This is a genomic window from Sporolactobacillus mangiferae, from assembly GCF_023336505.1.
Lineage (GTDB): Bacteria > Bacillota > Bacilli > Bacillales > Sporolactobacillaceae > Sporolactobacillus > Sporolactobacillus mangiferae.
The window spans coordinates 1-2,551 of record NZ_JAMAST010000040.1 but is presented as its reverse complement, the minus strand read 5'-3'; the positions used below and the strand labels follow the sequence as shown (position 1 = coordinate 2,551).

2 protein-coding genes are annotated in these 2,551 nt (G+C 43.0%); both read right to left on the bottom strand.

Going from position 1 to position 2,551, the window contains the following annotated elements; translation table 11 throughout:
• Positions 1 to 87: 87 nt before the first annotated feature.
• Positions 88 to 861, bottom strand: a complete 774-nt coding sequence (gene istB, locus M3N64_RS13910; RefSeq protein ID WP_249104261.1) for an IS21-like element helper ATPase IstB — start codon at positions 859 to 861, stop codon at positions 88 to 90.
• Positions 858 to 2,447: an IS21 family transposase gene (gene istA / locus M3N64_RS13905; RefSeq protein ID WP_249104251.1), complete on the bottom strand. Its 1,590-nt coding sequence runs from the start codon at positions 2,445 to 2,447 to the stop codon at positions 858 to 860. Before istA ends, istB begins: the two co-directional genes overlap by 4 nt.
• Positions 2,448 to 2,551 lie beyond the last annotated feature (104 nt).

The window sequence follows — 2,551 nt, the reverse complement described above, 5'->3', positions numbered from 1 at the left end:
TGTATTTGTCAACTGAAAAATCCCCCATATAGTCATTTAAAATTCCCCCACTTAACTTATTAGGTTCGTGGGGGAATGGAGTAGAGATTAGCCCATTTGTTGCTGCTCCAACCACGCTTTCGTTTCTTTCATTCGATAGGAAGTGCCATTCATATTGATCAAATACGCTTGATGCGTGAGTCGATCAATCATAGCTGCAGTCATGACGGGATCCTGAAAGATTTCGCCCCATCGTTCAAAGGACAAATTTGTTGTAATGATGGTAGATTTTTGTCCAGCCCGTAGAGAAAGATGGGTAAATAAGAGTTCTGCCCCTTCCTTGTCAAAAGAGATATAGCCCATCTCATCCAAAACGACCAAATCATATTTCTCGAAGCGGGTTTGAAAGGCGCGAAGCGTCCGTTCTGATCGACACTCTTTCATATAATTAATGAGCAGGGGAACCGTCGTAAACCAAACGCTATACCCTTCCTCACAAGCTTTGATGCCAAGCCCAATAGCTGTATGGGTTTTCCCGGTTCCTGGATTGCCGGCTAAAATAAGGTTTCTTCCCTCCTGGATGAATTGAAGCGTTCTCAGTTGTTTGTATTTCTTTTGGGCATCCTCAGGCAAGTCCTGAATGGACAAATCTTCCAAATATTTTTTGTATGGAAATTTAGCGCGTCGAATGCGATTAGCCTGTGCTGTCTGCCTTCGGGTATCCCATTCCTTTTGCAGGAGTTCTGCTAAAAAGGTTTCATAATTGATGTCACGAATCACCGCATCATTAATCTTTTCTTGAAAGCATTCACGAATCGTCGGTAATTTAATATCCTTACAATACTGGTAGATTCTATCGTTTACGTTGTTTGACTTGTTCATACGCACACCTCCTGCTGTCCAACCCTCTTCGTGTTGAATAATTCGTCATAAAGTCTGAGATGCCGCTCTGCCTGATTTGTAATCGTTTGTGTCTCCTCTGATGTGAGCGGGGGCGCATCCTTGGGCATTCGATTTTTCGCACAGATGGCTTTAATTTTATCCGTGGTCACATGCTTCGGTCCCATTTGCCTGAGCTCCTGAATACTTTGCTCAATCTCTGGCAATGTGGCGTTTTCTTTTAAGTAGTGAATCAGCTCTATAAAATCACGCTCGTGGCTGATATAATAGGTGGTGTAGATATTTCTGATTTTGGGATCTGCCTGTTGCAGCGCTGTGCTACCAGCTAATGCACCAGGCTTTTTCCTTAGGGTTTCAAGGTAGTGCTCAATCTGAAGTCCCCATTCATGACCACCGGTCAGCAGCTGATGCTCGGCAACTTTTTGTTCGTTATAGAAACAGTGAATTCGGTTCGTGTAAATTTTAACCTGAACCTGTTCACCGACTAAATGATCCGGAACCGAATAGTGATTTTGATCAATCACAACCGTGGCATACTTGTCCACACGCAAGGTAGTGTATCGAGCGGCATCAAAGGGCTCAGACAGATGCAGGAAGCAGGGGCGTTCCGTCTCCAGGCTCACTGCAGGTGTCTGATCGTTATACGAACGTTCCCTTTGATTTAATCGCATACATACGTGATGCAAATAGTTATTTGCCTCCTCGAGGCTTTCAAAAGAATCTTGAAAGGCAAATGCTTTTCTTCGAATGACATCCACGCTCCGCTCGACATGTCCCTTCTCATTTCCACGCCTTGTATTACAGAAGCGAAAAGCGAATCCATAGTAGATTGAGAGTTTAAGCAAACCGTCGGTTGGCTCCTTTTCGTTCGGTCCAACAAAGCGTTTGACAGCCACGCGCATATTGTCGTAAACCATGGTGTGATAGACACCGCCCATTTCTTGGAAGAACTTCGCATGCGCTTCTTGAAAACACTCTGTTTTTTGTTTCGCAAACAGATAAGCCATTCGATAATTGCCATAAGCGGATGTAAACACAGCCATCTGAAATGTTCTCCGTTTTCCTCCAATCTTTATTTTGACTTCACCCCAGTCAAATTCACAAATGTCTCCAGGCATATAAGACCCTTTAATATAAGCCTCCTTCGCTTTTTTCTCGATGGATCGAACGGTTCGAAGAACCGTACTGTAACTGATGGGAATGCATCCTGCTTGCAGCGATTCGAAAATATCCATCGGTTTCTTTTGTTGCTTATGGAGTCCCTGACTCCGTTTGTTCTCATTTTCCTTAAGATGATCCCGAATCATTTGTTTAATCTCATCAGTTACAACACGCTTTTTCCGGTTATTCACGCGATACTTCGGCGCTTCAACTAACTCCTGAATTAATTCACCTCGATCGACTTCATGATGGGCCTCTTGTAGCTTTTTCAATTTCTCCTCGTAGTCATTGATGTATTTACGAATCGTTTTTCGATCAACGCTTGTTTCTCTCGCAATCTCTCTTTGGGATTTCCCTTCTCTCAAATACTTTAATAAGATATCTTGTTTCTGCATCAAAATAATCATCATCCCATTCTCCCCACAAAAGAATTCAACACCTGTGGGTTTATTATAATAGAGTGGGGGAGTTTTCAGTGACTATCCTGGGGTACTTTTAGATTACTATATAC

What these genes read in the sequence shown, in the direction of transcription:
- istB (WP_249104261.1), bottom strand. Translation starts at nt 861, where the DNA reads ATGAACAAGTCAAACAACGTAAACGATAGAATCTACCAGTATTGTAAG.
- istA (WP_249104251.1), bottom strand. Translation starts at nt 2,447, where the DNA reads ATGATTATTTTGATGCAGAAACAAGATATCTTATTAAAGTATTTGAGA.